Raw genomic sequence first — 15,770 nt, forward strand, 5'->3', positions numbered from 1 at the left:
TCCCACAGCCGCACGGTCTGGTCAGAACTGCCACTGACGATGGACTGGCCATCGGGACTGAAGGCCACGGACCCGACACTGGCCTCATGGCCTCTCAAAATCTTCGATAAAACCTGATTAGATGGCTGAAGCAAAATATCCTCTGAAACTAAATCAGACTGCTTAAGATTGGGAAATTTAAGAAAATTCGATCGTCCTAACCCCACGGCAGCAATGCCATTTTTCAATCCTTCAAGCGGATTGGTTTGGGTCAGCAGTTTTGCAGTCACTTCATATTGCCTCATCCGTTGAAATTCTGCCTGCTGAAGTTGATAGACAGCAAAGAGTGCAACGAGACTAGAAAACACCGTGGCTCCGCCCATGACCAACAGAACCCAACGCCGCTGTCGCCGTCGCTGCCGTTCCGCCTTGTCTGCTGAGATCGCACTCTCGTCCAAGAACTGCATTGCGAGTTCAAAATCTGGGTCATATCGTTTGCCCCACGCTTCATTGGGTTGTATTTCGTTGCGCCAACTCTTCACAATTGACAACTCTGGATCTTGGAGATACGGGGCCGTCCCCGCCTGGAAGCGACGAGCGGTATCGGCCAGTCGCTGATAGATTTGGACTGATTGGGCCTCTTGATCGACCCATTTTTGCAATTCTTTCCACACTCGCATCAAGCTTTCATGGGAAATATCCAACACCGTCTCTCCCGTGAGCGCATCCCCCACTGGCGGCATAATAAATGACTTTCCCGGTCCCCGAAACGCATTCACTACCGCGATCACATCCTGGGTTTCCGCCGCCGCCACTGCACAGATCTGACTCAACGTTGTCGGTCGTCGAATCCCCCGATTATCCGTTCCCATCTCGGTCAAAGCCTTAAACAAGATTTCAGCAATCTTCCTGGCCCGATCGTCCGGCAATCCCAGATAAATTTCATCCGCATGCTGGGAAAGCGCCTGGGCCATCCCCCCAATCGCTTGGTAATGTTGAAGATCGATGGCCTGATGGGGATCGGACTCGGAGCGCCATTTCTCCCAAGTCCGCATCAAGGCATGTTGCAACACGGGCAATTGATCCGGGTTATCTCCCACATCATTCAAAAGTTGATTCACCAGTAACGGTGTTATTTTGCCCTGGCAGACTGCCACCGGCCCCTCAATTGCCCGTCGTTTTTGCTCCCGCGTCATCCGGGGAATCAGGTACTGGCTCTCATTCATCGCCTCCGGCAAATCCCGGAACTGGGCACAGTCTCCCAGGAAATCAGATCGCAGGGTGATGACCACATAAATCTCGACCTCCTCTTGCTGGACTGCGGCCAATAATAGCTTCACAAATGCGGCCGTCTCTTCTGCGGCATTGTCGAATTTAGGGTTCGCGTCTTGCCCTTGGGCTCGTTGCTTAAATCGAAAGAGTTCCTCAAACTGGTCGACCACCACAAGCAAATTGGTTGGGGTCGGCATCTGGTTGTGCTGCACCACTTCCACCATTCCCAGTGCCCCGCGCCGTAACGTTGTTTCCGTCACCATACGGTGGAGATCAGGATCGTCAAGGGGAGAATGGTCCGCAAACGTCTGGCTCAGCGCCGCTGCTAAGTTGGCAATCGGGCGATCGCCTGGGCGCAAAATGGCCACCTGCCAGCGCGACCCGGCTTGGGTCATAAATCCGCGATAGAGAGAGGGCAACAATCCAGCCCGGACCAGCGAGGATTTTCCACTCCCCGAGGTCCCGACCACCGCCAAAAAGCGATGCTGCTTGAGCCTTCGCATCAACTCATCGGTTTGCTCCTCTCGCCCAAAGAATAGGTGGCTTTCATCTTCCTGAAACGGCCGCAACCCTGGAAATGGATGGGTGAGTGTCTCGGTGGTGATCATGGTGTGGCCCCCCGTTGCCCTTGGGCGATTGCATCCAAAAAGGGAGCCAAAACCTCAGGCTCAAATGCCCCGAAACTTTCTAAGACGATTGCCTCACGAGTGCGTAACTGCTGTTTGGGTTGGGTTGACGGATCCCGCTTCAAAATAGCCTTAGCCAATAAAGGGCGCGTCCGATGGGTCAATCCTGCAACTTTGCGTAAATATTGGATTTGCTCGCGTTGCCACCGTTCATCTCCAGCCCCGTAATAAATCAACACGGCATCACACATCTCCAGATATGCTTCATGTTCTTGACGACGAACCTCCTGGGCCTCTTCCCCAAACATGGGCGTTAAGATTTCATAGCCCTGATCAAACAGAAAATCTTCCACTGGGGCAATGTCCTCTCTGTCATTGCGATCACAAATTAAATAAATCCGAATCAGCTCAGGCGGTGGGGATTGAGGAGACGATATCGGCTGCAGCTGCTTTAGCTTTTCCTGAATATGGCTCTTCAAATCCTCGATGCTCAATTGCAACAGCTCAGCATCGTTACGCAGGTTCTGTCTAATTTTTTCAATTCGAGGGTCAAGCTTCTGCCCCTCTGGACTGAGCCAGACAACACGCTGGAAATGGGTGTCCTGTTGGGCTTGATCAACTGCCAGTTCATGTTGCACCACGATGGATGATCGTTCTTCACCTTCGGGTACGACGCCGTATCGCGCCCCCACTAAATGAATGGATAGGGTACTTTGCTCTAGATATTTTTTGACGTCGCTCCTCAGATTAGCATCAGCCGGTAAAGGGCGATCCGGTAAGACCCGATAGTTCATCTGCTCCAACTCCCGCTTAATGCGATCGCGTTGACCTTGCAAATCTCCAGTGGTTTCTGCCAGATACACCGTTCGTCGTTTATCCAGCTCCTCTGCACCGTTTAAACTTGAATCTTCATTGCCAGCATGGAAGGTTTTAAGCTGGTCTGTAATCTCAGTGGCCAGATCAGCGACCCGTAACAAATACTCTGCCTTCATCTCTTGACCAAACTCTGGGCGGATCTCTTTGGCCTTTTCACTGGCTTGATCAATTTTGTAAAACGAATATCCCAACAGATTCTTGAGCATTTCAGGCTCTTGCTGATCTTGGGATAAGGGATATTTTAAGACTTTGAACAGTCGCCTATTCGCGCAATGCGATGGCGTTTCCTGGCTGGCCATGTCAAAAAATGGGCTCCCAATTTAAGGCGGGACAGTTTTGAGAAAAATGTATTTTTTGGGAGAGTGCTCTAACCAGGGTTGATCCTGGAGCTGATACCAACAGCAAGAGCACTCACCATGAAAATAGCACAACGCTGTCCGCAAGTGTTTGCAGCCCTTTGGGGACAAGGAAAATGTTCTATTCGCAATGCCGCCAGGCGGATTGAGATGTCCAAAAGTAGCGTCCATCGGCATAAGCAGGCTATTGAAAGGCGACAGACCTACCCAGAGTCATGGCTGTGGGAAAGTGAAGAGGGGCTGGCTTGGCTGGCTCGCTTAGTCTGGGCCATCCTCTATTGTTTCGGGATCAAACAGGGCATTGGCGCTGATAGTCTGTGTGACTTCTTCAAACGGCTTCATTTAGAGCATCGAATGGGTGTTTCTCCAGACGGCTTACGCAAACTCGAAGTCAAACTCAAGGACGCCATTATTGCCTATGAGCAGCAGCAATCTTGTCAGCAGACGCCTGATAAGCCCATTGAGATTTGTGTCGGGCCGGATGAAGTGTTCTTTGGAGACCCAACATTGGTGATGTTGGAATTGGTCAGTGGATTTATCTTTATCGAAACCCAGGCCCCAAATCGCCAGCACCAGACCTGGCAGGAGCAAGTTCAGTCGGCTTTACCCTTTGAACAGTTTCACTGCCGCTTAATGGTGAGTGATCAGGCTAAAGCACTGTTCAAACTGGCTGTGGAGAGCCTGGGATGTCGGTGGGTGCCAGACCTGAGTTGAAAATCTTCAAAACACTCCCCAGCTTCTTTTGGAGTCAATAACTTGCGGCGCACTTTTTTGCGCAACACAGAGCCCACCTCAGCCCAAGCAAAACTTGGACTAATCAGCGCTATTGAAGAGGAAATGGCTTCCAGGATTAGCGCCGTTGCCTGTTCCGATAATGCCTCCGGTGTAAGGTACGGAATAAGAACACTGGAATCTAAACACCAAACCTTAGGCACGACGGTGTTTCCCCTGTCTCATCTCCCGAACAAGTTCCGTCGATTCAGGCTGAACTCCAGTTCGCTGGAAGATGGCTTGCCGCCGCTGCTGGATGCGCTCATGGGCCGAAAACGCTTGACGGCGAGAGACCTCCTGTTCCAAAGCATTCACGACCAAATCATTATAAGGACTCGGCATCCACCTTAAGCGCCTTGGCCTGGGCTAATAAATCAGTAGGAAAACGAATGGTTAAACTTTCACGTTTCATGGTGAGTTGCACCACTTGGTTACATCGACTGTAACGATTGTAGCCTTTCATTCCGTGAAGGGTGCTGTGAGAGAACAGATGAGAACTTTTATAACGGCTTAATCCTTGACACTTGATGCCATTGAGTAAATCTCATACGCTGAGCTTAGCCATTCTCTTTCACAAGCATCATCGAATGAAAGTCATTCACGGCACTTGGATTCCCGATCCGGCAGCAGACTTTATCCAGGAAGGCTGCTTTTATCTATGGATTGAGACCGACCAAAAGCGACGCATCAAAAATGGCCATCCCTATCAGCTCAATGAAGCCGAGTTAATGGATGTGCTTGTGAATGAGCTGGGAATTGGCGGTGGCAGTGCCGTCAGCGAATACCTCCAACTCACCCCCAAATATTTTCTGCTGCCCAGCGCTCAGAATGTCCCCCTTCATTCCCCAGAACTATCCCGCTACCTCGAAGAAGATCGTCCCCCTGAGTTCGACTGGCAATGGTGGCAGATTGACTGTCTGAAGCTAGACATCTATCAACAGTCCTATCGCTTTAATCGTAACCTTGCCTATGGCTTGCAAGTGTTCCAGGATCTCCATTTTCTTGCCTCCATTCAGTTGCAAGAGATTCAACTAGGGGCGGATATCCTCTTTTGGTATCACTTTTGCCAAGGACTCAAATCCATCATAGCCCGAGACCAATTTATTCCATCCCTGACCTATCGGCAGAAGTCCATCGGTTCAGGCAAAAAGCAAACAACAAAATATGAGCTGTACCCCGAATGGGAAATTCTGAGTGATGACTATGAAACCCTCCTAGAGCGATCGCTGTCCGTCATGCCCTTAGTCTGTTGTGCCGGATTTGGGGAACCTCAAGCGATGGACGGTCTGCATGACCCAGAAACCCTGCTGCGCCATTGCTCTGAAGTGATTTTGAATCAACTGATTACCAAAACAGACTTTCCCAACGTTTTTACCAAAAGAATTTCAGACACCCTTCTAGAGAGCTGCATTAACCTCAAATCGAGTCTTAGTGGATTACATCCCGAAAAAATTCCACCCTTTACAGCATGGTGGCAATGGCGGGATCGAATTGCCCATAGTCAACTCAATCAACAGTTTCAGCTTTACTTTGTGTTGGAAGCTCCCAACAGAGCAGAAGACCCTTGGGCCTTGATGTTTCATGTGGCTCCGGTGAGCGATCCCTCCCTGCGACTGGCCCTCCATGACTATTGGCAGTTTCCCAAGAGTCAACGCACAAAAACCCTCAAATCATTGGGGCAAAACTTCGAGCAACAGCTTCTCAAAGGTCTGGGCTATGCGTCTCGGATTTGCCCAGAGCTGTGGCCAGGACTGGAAACTGCTTCCCCAGAAGGCGTCTATCTTAGCCTAGACCAGGCCGCCCAATTTTTAGAGGAATCAGCCTGGGTGCTAGAAGATGCCGGCTTTAAGGTAATTGTTCCTGCGTGGTGGACACCCCAAGGACAGCGTCGGGCTAAACTGCGCCTACGGCCCCAAAGCAAAAAAGCCAGTGCCAGCAGTTCCGGAAAGGGGTACTTCGCCCTAGAAGACTTGGTGGATTACCAGTACGAATTGGCTATGGGGGATGAACCCGTGAGCCTTCAGGAATGGGAATCGTTGGTGAATGCCAAAACATCGTTGGTGCGGTTTCGGGGCGAGTGGCTTCAGCTCGACCCCAGCAAAATGAAAGAGATGTTGGAGTTTTGGAAAGCCAATCAAGGAGGAGAAGCCAAGTTATCCCTGTTGGACTTGATGCAAATTGCGGCTGACCCTAGCAGCAACATAGAACTCGATGCCTCCCGCGATCGCTTCATGGACGAGTTGCTGGGCACGCTCCAAAACAAGAGTCAGCTGAAGCCCGTTGGCCCCCTGCCCGACTTCAAGGGCACTTTGCGAGAGTATCAAGACCGAGGGGTTGCGTGGCTGAGCTACCTTGAAAGTGTGGGGCTCAATGGCTGTCTGGCCGATGATATGGGACTGGGGAAAACTGTTCAGGTCATTGCCCGATTAGTCCTAGAGCGGACTCCCAGCCAACCTCGCAAAAAAGCAAAGCCCACTCAGGTTCCGCCTACCCTCCTCATTGCCCCCACCTCCGTGCTGGGGAACTGGGTGAAGGAATTGGAACGGTTTGCGCCTCAGCTTCGAGCCATTGTTCATCATGGCAGCGATCGCCCTCAAAGTGTGCAAGACTTCGTCAAGATCTGCCAATCTCTAGATGTGGTGATTACCTCCTTTAGCCTGATTCGGAAAGATCTCAAGCTGTTTGAAGCCATGGACTGGCAGCGAATTGTGATTGATGAAGCCCAAAACATCAAAAATCCCAAAGCCGCCCAAACCAAAGCCATTTTGAAGTTAAAAGCTCCCCATCGATTGGCCTTGACGGGAACCCCCGTTGAAAATCGTCTCTTAGACTTGTGGTCAATCTTCAATTTTCTAAACCCTGGCTATTTGGGCAAAGAAGCCCAATTTCGCCGCAACTTTGAGCGCCCGATTCAACGCAACAATGATCCGATTCGGGCTCAACATTTAAAGACGTTAGTCGAACCGTTTATTTTGCGGCGCGTTAAAACCGATCCAGACATCATTTCAGATCTCCCGGATAAGGTTGAACAAAAACTCTTTTGTAACCTGACGAAAGAACAGGCCTCCCTCTACGAAGCTGTTACCAAAACCGTGATCAAAGAACTTCAGAACAGTGAGGGGATTCAGCGGCAGGGCATCATGCTCTCGACCTTGATGAAACTGAAGCAAATCTGTAATCATCCCATGCAGTTCCTCCAAGATAATAGTGATTTTTCCCCAGAGCGCTCCCATAAACTGAGCCGACTCCAGGAAATGACCGCTGAGGTGATTGAGGAAGGCGAAAGCCTGTTGATCTTTACCCAGTTTACAGAGATTGGGGATGCCCTCCAGCATCGGCTACGGCAACAGTTCTACAACACCTATTACATTCATGGTGGAACGAGCCGGACGAAGCGAGAGACGATGATTCGTGAATTTCAAGATCCGGAAACGCCACCCTCCGTGTTCATTTTGTCCCTGAAAGCGGGAGGGGTTGGGATTACCCTCACCAAAGCCAACCATGTTTTCCACTTTGATCGCTGGTGGAATCCTGCCGTTGAAGATCAGGCGACCGACCGTGCCTTTCGAATTGGTCAAACGAAAAATGTGTTCGTGCATAAATTTGTGGCCATTGGCACATTAGAGGAGCGCATTGACCAAATGATTGAAGACAAGAAAAAGCTAGCGGGAGCTGTGGTGGGCAATGATGAATCGTGGCTGACGCAACTGGACAATGAAACCTTCAAACAGCTCATTGCCTTGAACAAAAACGCCATCTTAGAGTAGGAGACTCACATCATGGCTCAAAAAACGAAAACTTGGTGGGGAAAGACTTTTGTCGAAGCCTTAGAGGGCTTCTGTGATCCAGGCCGCTTGTCACGTGGACGATCTTATTCGGGGTCCAACCGCTTAAAGAGTTTCAATATTCACGAAGGGGAAGCGATCGCCTCCGTTCGAGGCAATGTCAACCCGTATTTTGGGGTTTATAAGGAGCCAACCTATCACACGACGGTCAAGCTCTCACCGATTAGTGCTAAAAACTGGAGCAGTATTATTGAACAGATTGGTTCTAAGGCGAGTTTTGTGTCCAAGTTGATGCTCAATGAAATCCCAGAGAATATCGAGGATTGCTTTAAGCCTGTGGGCGTTAACTTTTTACCGAGATCAAAAAAAGATTGTGATTGGCGTTGTAGCTGCCCTGACTGGGGGAATCCCTGTAAGCATGTGGCAGGTGTCTTTTATCGCATTGCCCAGGAACTTGATCAAGACCCATTGCTCTTGTTTGAGCTACGGGGCATTTCTCGGGAGGCATTAAAACAGGAATTGAAGCGATCGCCTTTGGGGCAGACTTTAGTCGATGATTTAAGTGAAGAAGATGCAGCGTTTCCTGAAGCGGTTGACAGTTACTACACACAACCTGAGACTCAAGAGTTACCCAAAGATCTGAGCTATCAAGACTTTTGGCAAGGACATCCTTCACAAAACCTTCTCCCAAACTCGAAAAGAAGCTTGGTCTCTGCACTTTTAGTCAAAAAACAAGGAGATTATCCTGCCTTTTGGCATAAGGAAACCTCATTCATTGCGTTGATGGAAGAGTTTTATCAGCGGTTCAGGGATAAAAATCAAAAGTTTTTAGAGTGAACGCTATCCTAGGGAATCCCAGAGCCAATCCAAACTCAACTCAAATCCTGGCAACACTTCTTCATTGGCGATCGCCTCAGGCTTCTCTAGAATTTCAACCGGCTGTCCTTGCCGATAAAGTTCAACCGTCTGATTCTCAGGATTGATCAGCCATCCGAGCCGAACTCCAGCATCCAGATATTCCTGCATCTTTTCCCGTACAGGATGCAGGCTATCGTTAGGAGACATTAGTTCCAAGACAAAATCTGGTGCAATGGGTGGAAACTTGCGGCGATCTTCAGGAGGCAGAGCATCCCAGCGAGACTTTTCAACCCATGACAGATCAGGAGAGCGATCGCCCCCACCGAAAGCCTTTAAGCGAAAGCAGGTTGACGAATCGAAAACGTATCCCAGCTTGTATCGTCGGTTCCAAATCACAAAATCCGCGTTTAGTCAAATTTGCCAAAGTTTAGTCAAAGTCAAGATAATGGGTCTTATTTGGAGTAAGGCTATAATATACTTTATATATCCTTGATTGCCCGTTGGGCTTAGGAGGCTTTTGGTGAAATCTCAGGTCAGTAAATGGGGGAATTCCCTCGCGGTTCGCATTCCCAAGCATATCGTTGAGGCGTTGCAGCTCCAGGCTAATGATGCGATCGCCTTTACAGTTGAGGATGGTAAGGCGATCCTAGAACCGATACCGGCTTTGCCTGAGTTGAGTTTGGAGGAGCTATTGGAACAGGTGACGGATGAGCCAGAGCCGGAGGTGGACTGGGGTGAACCTGTCGGTCAGGAGGACTGGTAGGTGTACGTTCCGAAACGGGGTGATTTTGTCTGGCTGCAATTTAATCCTCAATCTGGCTATGAGCAAATGGGGCGTCGGCCAGCTTTGGTTTTAAGTCATGGGGCATTTAATAAGCGGATGGGGTGTGTGTTTGTCTGTCCTGTGAGCAATACCCAGCACCAGAATCCTTTCTATGTTCCTGTTCCTGAAGAGGAAGCCGTAACCGGGGTGATTATGGCCGACCAACTGCGATCGCTCGATTACAAAGCTCGAAAGGCTGAATATATGGGGGATTGTCCCGAGCCAGTTTTAAATGATGTCCTGAGACGAATTAAACCGATCATATTCTGATGATTCAATCCGTCCCCACGCCTAAACTGGTCATCGTCGAAGGTGGGGAGGTCACCGTTGAAGGCGATGAAGTCTACACCCGAGTCGGTGAGAATCTTCCCCCCGAGAACTCTGAGGGCTGGACCCGTGAGCTTCATTGAGCGTGACAGTCGCTGGAGTCTGGGAAAACAGACCACCCCAGCCATGGCGATGGGATTTGTTGAACGCCCCATCACGATTGCGGAAATCCTGACCCATAGGGGCTTGAGTACTTTCACTCCTTAGCTGGACAGTGCCAGCAGTTCCTCCTTGGCGATCGCATCACTCCCTTGTACTCTCATCCCCAAGTTGACACCAACCCCGTCGCCAAAGCAGCGGTCTTAGCCCGATCGCCTGCCGATTCGCAATGGGTGTCAATGCTTTGAATTGCGGGTGCTTCAAGGTTTAACTTACAATCATAGCAACCATTTTGGTTGTACTTTGACATTCAAAGGACGAGCCCGATGCCCAATCTAAACGATTAAAAACGTGCCCGAAGACCTCTACCAACATCTAAAACGTCAAGCACAAAAGAATCGCAGGAGCCTCAATAGCGAGATTTTGATATGCCTTGAGCAAACTCTGCAAAATCGGCCACGGAACGCTCAGGCGACCTTAGATCGAATGCGGGCGCTGCGTCAGAAAACCGCAAAACACCCGTTGACCGATGAAGTGTTGGAACAGGCCAAACATAGCGGACGGCCATGATTGTTGTAGATACGAATGTCATTGCCTATCTCCTCCTTCAATCAAGATCCGGTGTGGGTTGCTCCATAATTTTGTTCGAGTTCGTTTCACCATTATAGTTATTTCTGCTGTCAGGTTAGGGATGGTGGAAACTGGGATATCTTGGTCGCAACTTCTGACGATGCGATATGCAATCTAACTCAGGCCATACCATGCTTGTAGCCTCCCCATGTAGCAGAACGTGCCGACATCCGCTCCAGCTTCGCATCGAAGCAGAGCAAAAGCTGCTGGAAGGCGATCGCTGTGGGTGCTGCTTCGGCTTCACGGAGCTGATCCCAAAGGTTTAGTTCGAGTTGGAGCACTAGTGCGATGTTTAAAAACTTTAGGAGCTATTGTTGCGTCATTCTTGAATTGATGGATAATTAGGGTGTGAAATTCTTTAATCATCCATATGCCTCGCAAGAAATACATCGTGACGCTTACTGAAACAGAACGCCAACACTTAGAAAAACTGACTCAAACCGGAAAGACTGCCGCATACGTCATCACTCATGCACGGATACTCCTCAAGGCAGACACGTCACAGCCTGATGGCGGTTGGTGTGATGCTGACATCAGTGCTGCATTGGATGTCGGCACCGCAACCGTTGAGCGCTTACGCCAACAGTTTGTAGAAGAAGGGTTCGAGGCTTGCCTGAGCCGCAAAACCAGGGTTTATACGAGGCTATTGGACGGCAATCAAGAAGCACACCTGATCGCCATCGCCTGTAGCAATCCGCCGGAGGGTCAGAGTCGTTGGACACTGCGGCTATTGTCGCAGCGATTAGTAGAACTGGGACATGTGGAGAGTGTGTCCCATGAAACCGTGCGTCAAACGCTAAAAAAAATGAACTTAAGCCTTGGCGAAAAGACTGCTGGGTGATTCCACCAGAGCAAGATGCAGACTTTATCTGCCAGATGGAAGAAGTCCTAGACCTTTACAGCCAAAGTGAAGACCCCAGCTACCCCCTCGTCTGTTTTGATGAAGCCTCGAAGCAACTGAGCAAAGAAACACATATCCCACAGGCAGCAGGACCCGGACAGGTGGCACGGGAGGACTACCAATATGAGCGCAATGGAACCGCCAATCTGTTTATGTTCTCTGCCCCACTGCTCGGCTGGCGACATGTAGAAGTGACTGAGCAACGCACACAAATCGATTATGCACAGCAGATGAAATGGCTTGTTGATGTTGGGTTCCCTGGAGCGCTTCAAATTCGGGTAGTTCAAGACAACTTGAATACTCATGTAAAAGCCTCACTCTATAAGGCGTTTGAGGCTCCCGAAGCCCGTCGAATCCTGGAGCGGCTAGATTTTCACTACACTCCAAAACATGGGAGTTGGTTAAATATGGCAGAAATAGAGCTAAGTGTTTTATCGCGCCAATGCTTAGATCGGCGAATACCAGACCTAGAAACGCTGAAGATAGAAGTTGCTGCGTGGGAAACTCGCCGAAATGACACTGCCAACAAGATCGATTGGCAATTTACAACACAAGATGCAAGGATTAAACTTAAGCATCTTTACCCATCATTTGAAGAATGACAGAGTACTATGCAGTTTTAGCAGATTCAAGAATGTCTTGTTGCTTTGCCAGCCGAATATGTCTAGCGAGGAGGAAGAGCGGAAAAGTAACACTAATGGCAATAAGCGCAGACAAAGCAATATATAGCCATACGAATCGAATTGCCAGCCTTCGCCCTTCAACGGCCATGAAGATGCAGGCCGCAAACGCAACCAAGAACAAATCATTTGTGAGTGAAGCTGCGGCAGCATTCACATAGGCTGCCCGAAAAAAGTCTGAAAATGACGCATGATCAGGCTGAGTCATAAAGGCAATGTTATTTACCCAGGTTGCAGGTAAGGCTAGCAATGCAATCAAGCCATAAATCAGACAAATGAACTTATCTCGATTAGTCATGATTATTTCATTCCCTGATGCTGACATTTGTGTCTATTTTTGATGAAGGCCCTGATTAACGTTTTGTTCTCAAGATGAGAATATGATATTAGTGTGATAATTGTCAATTGTGCATGTCATCAGCCGAAGAATCTTACGTCAGTTCTGCGATCGCCATGCTGATTCCTGTGAAGCCCTATTCAGTTGGTACCGAATTTCCAGTAAAGCTAAATGGGAGAATCTGATTGAGGTTCAGGCTCTTTATCCGAAAGCTGAAGCCGTCGGAAATTTTACGGTCTTTAACCTCAAGGGCAACAAGGATCGCCTCATCACTGCCATTAACTATCGTTCCCAGCGTATCTACATCAAATATGTTTTGACCCATGCGGACTATGACAAGGATGAGTGGAAAAATGACCCTTACTTTTAACCCAAGCAGCTACGGTGAACTTCTAGCTCGCTACCAACCGAAAGTTTTGACGTCAGAGCAAGAGTGTGATGAGGCGATCGCCCTGGCAGAAAGACTGGAGTTCCAAAATGAGCGAACCCCTGCAGAGGAATCCTTTTTAGAGCTGCTGACCGTGCTGATCACCCACTATGAGGAAGCCCATTATCCTATTCCTGAAGGTGATCCCCTTCAGGTACTACACCACTTAATGGAAGCACAAGACCTCAGACAGGAAGACTTGGTGGGCATTGTCGGTTCTCGGGGGGTGGTTTCTGAGGTGGTCAATGGTAAGCGTTCCATCAGCAAAGCCCAGGCGAAAGCTTTAGCTGAATATTTTGGTGTTGATGTCGGTTTATTTATTTAGTCCCTCAACGGACAATCAACAATCGCACAAGTGTCCGGTCCATGCTCTACCAGCGTCTCCACCGCCGTAATTTCCTGACCAATCGCCCCAGAAAAACGATCGCAGCACATCGCGCATATCCTGTCGCACCTGTCCCCCGCTCCAACCCAGTATCTGCACCGGCTCCACCGCGATCGCCTGGAGCGGAGCCGTCTTGTTCTGCCGCCAGACTCCGTACAGGACAAAAACTTGAACTAAAGACGAAGCACCCTGAAGGGCAACAGCCTGGCTAACCAGGTTTCAGAAGCAAACAACCGTGGACTGTTGAACGCATTTTCCCCTAGAGTTCGGCCTATCACTTATGCTGAATCTCAATGCGGCGGTATTTTGCCTGAATCAGCATGTAAATGCTGTAAGCCACCAGCCCCAGGGCCACCACACCCAAGAGCCAGGAACCGTAGAAAGTTTGGTCGAGCACCTGAAGAATACCCTCAGAAGAATGCACTTTGCTGGGGTCTGAATAGTGGGCTGCCTGAATGAGAAAGGTGCCAATCATCACAAACACAATCCCCCGAGCCGTCAGTCCAAAGCGACTCACCTCAATGACCCACTTTTCTAGCTGGGGACTGAGCTGCACTAACTGCAGATACTTGCGGAATTCCTTTTGCAAAGCCCGATAAAAATAGTAAAACCCAAGCCCAATGGCAAAGGCCCCCGCCGTTCCCAGCAGCCACTGACCCAGGGGATGACTGAGGATCAAAGAGGCCCATTGCTGGAGAGACTGATCCCCGCGATCGCCTTTGGCCTGGCCCATAAACCCCCTCAGTGCCGTATAGCCCAGCCCACCATAAATCAACCCATTAACCGCATAACCTAGTCGCTGGGCCAGGTTTTTAAGGGCCAGAGGGGTGCCATATTCTGGATCCAATAGCGCCTGCACCAGCCGCCAGAGTGCATAGCTAAATAGGCCAAAGGCGATAAATCCCAACACGGCCCGTCCTGGCAACTGCGTACCCATGGCGCGGATCGCTCCTCCGGAACTCGCTGCCTGCCCTCCCCAATTAAACGCTGCCTTCCCCGAAAGAATGCCCGCAGTGAAATAAACAGATCCCTTTGCGGCATAACCCAGGCGGGCTAGTTTGCGAACGCCGTAGGCAAATCCTGGAGGGAGGGGCTGGGGGGGCATGAGGCTGCAGTCCGGGAGAGGGTGAGGAAGGGGGCCGGCGCGAGACCCTGGGATCGCCAGGGTTCCCCTGGGGCAACGCTTACCCAGCATTGACCCGCCGCAAGAGAATCAGGTTTCCGGTCCATGGCGGTTGGACCTGTTGGCGTACCTCGATTGTAGCGGCCTGCACCGGCAAAGGGGAACCCGAAAGCCAGGGCAATCCGCAGCCCCCTAGGACTTCGAGGTTGATTGGCTCAAATCCCTGCTCAACTCCTTGCTTACATAGGGATCTTGCGCTTCTTGCGCCGTCTCCAAACGCCTTTGAACCGCGATCGCCTGGTGGTGGGCCTGCTCTCCGGCCCAGCCTTCGCGCCGCAGATCGAGCTCCATCAGGGCCGTTCTCCGGCCATAGAGAATCAGCAAATCCCCTGGACAAACATAGGTCTGACCATTGGGAGCCCCCACATAGCTCTGATCGTCGCGCTCAATGCCTAACACCACTAGGCCTTCATCGCGCAGTTTGGATTCTTGTAAGGTCTTGTGGGCAATCCAGTTATCCTCATCCACCGCAATCTCCATCACCTGATACTCATCTCTTAAATGCAGCAAACTAGCATAGTCATGGATATCGAGCCGGATCCACCGCCGCAGAGACCACCGCACCCAGCGAGTCAGAACGCGATTAAAGGCTCGATTGGTGCCCAGCCCCCAGATTAAAGCCAGTCCCAGGGTGAGAATCGCGAACCGACTCACCCCATCGCCCAAGGACCCGGAGGAGACAAAGGTCAAAATCAAGGAGGACATGACCGTAATCACGCCCGCATTGCCCAGCAGCATCAGCCACATAATAATGCGTCGCCGCACAGGATGCTCAACGACGCTGGCCGACTCAGCGGTGGTAAACCCGGTGCCCGTAAAGGCAGATCGAGCCTGGAACTTAGCAGAGGCGCGTGAAAGGCCGGTGAAGGTTAAGGCTTCGGTGGCAATGCGAGTAATGAGTAGAGAAAGCGTGATTGCAATGAAAGCGGAAACTAGGGCAGCCAAAGGTTGTCTCCTCGCGCAGCGGTGGACTATGCCTTGGGCCGGGTGAGCACGTCCCAAGCCGCCTGGGCTGCTTCGCTAAGGCGATCGCCAAAGCTTTGGATCTCCGCGAGAACGGACTGCCAGTTTTGCTGGGCATCTTGCATGATCTGCTCGGCAGCCGCTTCAATTTCGTCTGGATCCACCAGTTGAGTTTGCTCCACCGCTTCGCGGGCTTGGCGCACTGCAGCTATATAGGTTTCCTGGGTGAGGGTTTGCGCCGCCTGAACTTCAGCCTGGGCACGCTTGCGAAGGGCGTCCAAAAGCGCCTCGGTTTCCCCTTCTGGGGAAGGCCCAAGGGGGGATTGCTCCACAATTGCCTGGGTCTCGGACTCCACTTGAACGAGTGCTGAATCCTTGGACACCTGAGCTTCTTGAGAAAATTGGTCCATCATTCAATCCTCATGACGCATCACCGATTGCCTAAAAATTTACTGGAATCAGACCCCAAGCCACGTCCTTCCTTTGAGAGAG

18 protein-coding genes and 1 pseudogene are annotated in these 15,770 nt (G+C 50.5%); 10 read left to right on the forward strand and 9 right to left on the reverse strand.

What is annotated here, in order from left to right; genetic code table 11:
• Both QQ91_RS06145 and QQ91_RS06150 read right to left on the reverse strand, forming a co-directional pair.
• On the reverse strand, positions 1–1,859 hold a 1,859-nt coding region (locus QQ91_RS06145; protein WP_236096094.1), incomplete at its 3' end, for an NACHT and WD repeat domain-containing protein.
• Entirely contained in the window at positions 1,856–2,959 is a 1,104-nt protein-coding gene (locus QQ91_RS06150; protein WP_166281132.1) for a DUF4062 domain-containing protein, read from the reverse strand. The genes QQ91_RS06145 and QQ91_RS06150, both read right to left, overlap by 4 nt.
• Before the next feature lie 210 nt (positions 2,960–3,169).
• Between QQ91_RS06150 and QQ91_RS06155 the strand changes: the two genes are divergently transcribed.
• The gene (locus tag QQ91_RS06155; protein WP_166281134.1) at positions 3,170–3,823 is read left to right on the forward strand and encodes a hypothetical protein; all 654 of its coding nucleotides are present in this window, start codon (positions 3,170–3,172) and stop codon (positions 3,821–3,823) included.
• A gap of 213 nt (positions 3,824–4,036) precedes the next feature.
• Here the strand turns inward: QQ91_RS06155 and QQ91_RS06160 are convergent, their stop codons facing one another.
• Positions 4,037–4,222 (reverse strand): hypothetical protein, encoded by a 186-nt coding sequence (locus tag QQ91_RS06160; protein ID WP_201277354.1) that lies wholly within the window; start codon positions 4,220–4,222, stop codon positions 4,037–4,039.
• Between the two features lie 185 nt (positions 4,223–4,407).
• On the opposite strand from QQ91_RS06160, the gene QQ91_RS06165 reads away from it, so the two are divergent.
• Positions 4,408–7,647 carry a DEAD/DEAH box helicase gene (locus tag QQ91_RS06165; RefSeq protein ID WP_250833273.1) on the forward strand — a complete coding sequence of 1,080 codons (3,240 nt, stop codon included), beginning with the start codon at positions 4,408–4,410 and terminating at the stop codon, positions 7,645–7,647.
• A 12-nt stretch (positions 7,648–7,659) separates the two neighbouring features.
• A complete protein-coding gene (locus QQ91_RS06170; protein WP_166281136.1) occupies positions 7,660–8,502 on the forward strand; it encodes an SWIM zinc finger family protein in 843 nt (280 codons plus the stop codon).
• A gap of 3 nt (positions 8,503–8,505) precedes the next feature.
• Here the strand turns inward: QQ91_RS06170 and QQ91_RS06175 are convergent, their stop codons facing one another.
• A complete protein-coding gene (locus QQ91_RS06175) occupies positions 8,506–8,919 on the reverse strand; it encodes a Uma2 family endonuclease (protein ID WP_166281138.1) in 414 nt (137 codons plus the stop codon).
• 124 nt (positions 8,920–9,043) lie between these two features.
• On the opposite strand from QQ91_RS06175, the gene QQ91_RS06180 reads away from it, so the two are divergent.
• The 4 genes and pseudogenes from QQ91_RS06180 (at position 9,044) to QQ91_RS21810 (ending at position 10,342) form a co-directional block, all read left to right on the forward strand.
• A complete protein-coding gene (locus QQ91_RS06180) occupies positions 9,044–9,286 on the forward strand; it encodes an AbrB/MazE/SpoVT family DNA-binding domain-containing protein (protein WP_166281140.1) in 243 nt (80 codons plus the stop codon).
• The gene (locus QQ91_RS06185; protein WP_166281142.1) at positions 9,287–9,616 is read left to right on the forward strand and encodes a type II toxin-antitoxin system PemK/MazF family toxin; all 330 of its coding nucleotides are present in this window, start codon (positions 9,287–9,289) and stop codon (positions 9,614–9,616) included. It begins immediately after the preceding gene.
• Between the two features lie 47 nt (positions 9,617–9,663).
• Positions 9,664–9,778, forward strand: a pseudogene (locus tag QQ91_RS06190) (IS1 family transposase); the annotation flags it as partial.
• Positions 9,779–10,123: 345 nt separating this feature from the next.
• The gene (locus tag QQ91_RS21810) at positions 10,124–10,342 is read left to right on the forward strand and encodes an Arc family DNA-binding protein (protein WP_375340940.1); all 219 of its coding nucleotides are present in this window, start codon (positions 10,124–10,126) and stop codon (positions 10,340–10,342) included.
• A gap of 179 nt (positions 10,343–10,521) precedes the next feature.
• Here QQ91_RS21810 and QQ91_RS06195 read toward each other — a convergent pair whose 3' ends face one another.
• A complete protein-coding gene (locus QQ91_RS06195) occupies positions 10,522–10,683 on the reverse strand; it encodes a hypothetical protein (protein ID WP_166281144.1) in 162 nt (53 codons plus the stop codon).
• An 89-nt stretch (positions 10,684–10,772) separates the two neighbouring features.
• Between QQ91_RS06195 and QQ91_RS06200 the strand changes: the two genes are divergently transcribed.
• A protein-coding gene (locus QQ91_RS06200; RefSeq protein ID WP_201277356.1) for an IS630 family transposase occupies positions 10,773–11,905 on the forward strand; the annotation gives its coding sequence in 2 pieces (ribosomal slippage) (positions 10,773–11,199 and positions 11,199–11,905; 1,134 coding nt in all).
• A 7-nt stretch (positions 11,906–11,912) separates the two neighbouring features.
• Here QQ91_RS06200 and QQ91_RS06205 read toward each other — a convergent pair.
• Complete coding sequence (locus tag QQ91_RS06205) at positions 11,913–12,281, reverse strand: DUF2834 domain-containing protein (protein ID WP_166281146.1); 369 nt, start codon at positions 12,279–12,281, stop codon at positions 11,913–11,915.
• Between the two features lie 109 nt (positions 12,282–12,390).
• Here QQ91_RS06205 and QQ91_RS06210 point away from each other — a divergent pair, with 109 nt between their 5' ends.
• Positions 12,391–12,690 (forward strand): type II toxin-antitoxin system HigB family toxin, encoded by a 300-nt coding sequence (locus QQ91_RS06210; RefSeq protein WP_166281208.1) that lies wholly within the window; start codon positions 12,391–12,393, stop codon positions 12,688–12,690.
• The gene (locus tag QQ91_RS06215; protein WP_166281148.1) at positions 12,674–13,072 is read left to right on the forward strand and encodes a helix-turn-helix domain-containing protein; all 399 of its coding nucleotides are present in this window, start codon (positions 12,674–12,676) and stop codon (positions 13,070–13,072) included. Before QQ91_RS06210 ends, QQ91_RS06215 begins: the two co-directional genes overlap by 17 nt.
• Positions 13,073–13,406: 334 nt before the next feature.
• Here QQ91_RS06215 and QQ91_RS06220 read toward each other — a convergent pair whose 3' ends face one another.
• The 3 genes from QQ91_RS06220 to QQ91_RS06230 form a co-directional block, all read right to left on the reverse strand.
• The gene (locus tag QQ91_RS06220; RefSeq protein WP_166281150.1) at positions 13,407–14,237 is read right to left on the reverse strand and encodes a DUF1206 domain-containing protein; all 831 of its coding nucleotides are present in this window, start codon (positions 14,235–14,237) and stop codon (positions 13,407–13,409) included.
• A 210-nt stretch (positions 14,238–14,447) separates the two neighbouring features.
• Positions 14,448–15,260 (reverse strand): TrkA C-terminal domain-containing protein, encoded by an 813-nt coding sequence (locus QQ91_RS06225; RefSeq protein WP_166281152.1) that lies wholly within the window; start codon positions 15,258–15,260, stop codon positions 14,448–14,450.
• Positions 15,261–15,286: 26 nt separating this feature from the next.
• Complete coding sequence (locus tag QQ91_RS06230; protein ID WP_201277358.1) at positions 15,287–15,691, reverse strand: hypothetical protein; 405 nt, start codon at positions 15,689–15,691, stop codon at positions 15,287–15,289.
• Positions 15,692–15,770 lie beyond the last annotated feature (79 nt).

It is taken from the genome of Lyngbya confervoides BDU141951, assembly GCF_000817775.3.
GTDB lineage: Bacteria > Cyanobacteriota > Cyanobacteriia > Thermosynechococcales > Thermosynechococcaceae > Lyngbya > Lyngbya confervoides.

What these genes read in the sequence shown, in the direction of transcription:
- QQ91_RS06160 (WP_201277354.1), bottom strand. Translation starts at nt 4,222, where the DNA reads ATGCCGAGTCCTTATAATGATTTGGTCGTGAATGCTTTGGAACAGGAG.
- QQ91_RS06155 (WP_166281134.1), top strand. Translation starts at nt 3,170, where the DNA reads ATGAAAATAGCACAACGCTGTCCGCAAGTGTTTGCAGCCCTTTGGGGA.
- QQ91_RS06150 (WP_166281132.1), bottom strand. Translation starts at nt 2,959, where the DNA reads ATGCTCAAGAATCTGTTGGGATATTCGTTTTACAAAATTGATCAAGCC.
- QQ91_RS06230 (WP_201277358.1), bottom strand. Translation starts at nt 15,691, where the DNA reads ATGATGGACCAATTTTCTCAAGAAGCTCAGGTGTCCAAGGATTCAGCA.
- QQ91_RS06165 (WP_250833273.1), top strand. Translation starts at nt 4,408, where the DNA reads ATGCCATTGAGTAAATCTCATACGCTGAGCTTAGCCATTCTCTTTCAC.
- QQ91_RS06170 (WP_166281136.1), top strand. Translation starts at nt 7,660, where the DNA reads ATGGCTCAAAAAACGAAAACTTGGTGGGGAAAGACTTTTGTCGAAGCC.
- QQ91_RS06205 (WP_166281146.1), bottom strand. Translation starts at nt 12,281, where the DNA reads ATGACTAATCGAGATAAGTTCATTTGTCTGATTTATGGCTTGATTGCA.
- QQ91_RS06215 (WP_166281148.1), top strand. Translation starts at nt 12,674, where the DNA reads ATGACCCTTACTTTTAACCCAAGCAGCTACGGTGAACTTCTAGCTCGC.
- QQ91_RS06220 (WP_166281150.1), bottom strand. Translation starts at nt 14,237, where the DNA reads ATGCCCCCCCAGCCCCTCCCTCCAGGATTTGCCTACGGCGTTCGCAAA.